Here is a 1736-nt window from a genome sequence, read left to right as displayed (position 1 = left end):
ACCCTGAGCTCGCCCACACCGAGCCCGCCCGCGTGGCGGCCGCCTGATGGGCAGGTCTCCCGTCCGCAGGCCGGTCGGGGCGATCACGAGGGGGACGACCGGGCACAACCGGCTGCGGCGGTCCGACCGCTGGCTCGCGGCCGTGCACGGCGGGCTGCTGCGGGCCGCGGCCCGCCCCCTGGTGGTGGACCTCGGCTACGGCGCCTCCCACACCACGACGCTTGAGCTGTTCACCCGGTTACGCCAGGTGGCGCCGGAGGTCGAGGTGGTGGGCATCGAGATCGACCCGGCCCGGGTGGCGGGGGCGAAGCCGTACGAGCGGGAGGGGCTGACGTTCCGGCTGGGCGGCTTCGAGCTGCCCGTGGCCCGCCCGCCGACGCTGGTGCGGGCGTTCAACGTGCTCAGACAGTACGAAGAGGGCGAGGCCTGGCACTACTGGGACGTGCTCCGAGGCGGCCTGGCCCCCGGCGGCGTGCTCGTGGAGGGCACCTCGTCGGAGAACGGGCGGCGCGCGGTCTGGGCCGGCGTGTCCGAAGAGGGGCCGGGCACGATCACCTTCTCCGCCCGGTTCGACGCCTTCGAGCGCCCGTCCGACCTGGCCGACCGGCTGCCCAAGACCCTGATCCACCGCAATGTGCCGGGTGAGCGGATCCACGCGTTCCTACGGGACTTCGACCACGCCTGGGCGGTGAGCGCACCCTACGGGGCGCACGGGCGGCGGCAGCGGTGGCTGGCCGCCGTGCGCGTCCTCGCCGCGTCGTGGCCGGTGCCCCTGCGTCCGCCGCTGGGCGGGCCCGCGAGGTGGCGGCTCGGCGAGCTGACGCTGCCGTGGGCGGCGGTCGATCCCCGCTAGGCGGTTCGGAGCCGGGAGGCGAACGCGGTGTAGGCCCGGTCGTCGAACAGCACGAACCGGACGTCCGCCACGGACGTCTCCGCCTGCCGCACCGCCTCCAGGGCGATCCGCGCCGCGTCGTCGACGGGCCAGCCGTAGATGCCGGTGGAGATCGCCGGGAAGGCCACGGAACGCGCCCCCAGCGAGTCGGCCACCCGCAGGGACTCCTGGTGGCAGGAGGCCAGCAACTCGGAGCGGTCCTGCGACCGGGAGTGGACCGGTCCGACGGTGTGGATCACCCACCGGGCCGGCAGCCGGCCCGCCGTCGTGGCGACCGCCTGCCCGGTCGGCAGGCCCTTGCCGTAGCGGGAGGCCCGCAGCCGCCTGCACTCGTCGAGGATGTCCGGCCCACCGCGGCGGTGGATCGCGCCGTCCACGCCCCCGCCGCCCATGAGGGAGGAGTTGGCGGCGTTGACCACGGCGTCGACCCGCTGCTCGGTGATGTCGCCGAGAACCAGCGTGATCTCCATCCTCCCGAGCGTGCCCGCCGCCGGGCTGGCTAATCTCGGCGGTTATGACCGTCGCCAAGTCCGTGCTGCTGTTCGTGCTGGCCGCGCTCGCCGAGATCGGCGGCGCGTGGCTGATCTGGCAAGGGGTGCGCGAGCACCGCGGCGCCGTCTGGATCGGCGCGGGCATCGTCGCGCTCGGCCTGTACGGCTTCGTCGCCACGCTGCAGCCGAGCGCCGACTTCGGCCGGGTGCTCGCCGCCTACGGCGGGGTCTTCGTGGCGGGCTCGCTGGCCTGGGGCATGGTCGTCGACGGGTTCAGACCCGACCGCTGGGACGTCACCGGCGCGCTGATCTGCCTGCTGGGCGTGGCGGTCATCATGTACGCCCCCCGCGGC

At 74.8% G+C, this 1736-nt stretch carries 3 protein-coding genes; 2 read left to right on the top strand and 1 reads right to left on the bottom strand.

The genetic code is table 11. The annotated features are described in order from the left end of the window. Positions 1–46: 46 nt before the first annotated feature. Positions 47–853, top strand: a complete 807-nt coding sequence (locus E1295_RS48030) for a class I SAM-dependent methyltransferase (protein WP_132642063.1) — start codon at positions 47–49, stop codon at positions 851–853. On the opposite strand, the gene E1295_RS48025 is transcribed toward E1295_RS48030, so the two are convergent. Next, a complete protein-coding gene (locus E1295_RS48025) occupies positions 850–1362 on the bottom strand; it encodes an O-acetyl-ADP-ribose deacetylase (protein ID WP_132642060.1) in 513 nt (170 codons plus the stop codon). The genes E1295_RS48030 and E1295_RS48025 overlap by 4 nt on opposite strands. Before the next feature lie 44 nt (positions 1363–1406). On the opposite strand from E1295_RS48025, the gene E1295_RS48020 reads away from it, so the two are divergent. After that, positions 1407–1736, top strand: a 330-nt coding sequence (locus tag E1295_RS48020) for a YnfA family protein (RefSeq protein WP_132642058.1), incomplete at its 3' end; no start/stop codon positions are given.

The organism is Nonomuraea mesophila (genome assembly GCF_004352805.1).
Classification (GTDB): domain Bacteria; phylum Actinomycetota; class Actinomycetes; order Streptosporangiales; family Streptosporangiaceae; genus Nonomuraea; species Nonomuraea longispora.
Note: the sequence above shows the minus strand (reverse complement) of the source record. Positions and strands in the feature narration are given on the sequence as shown.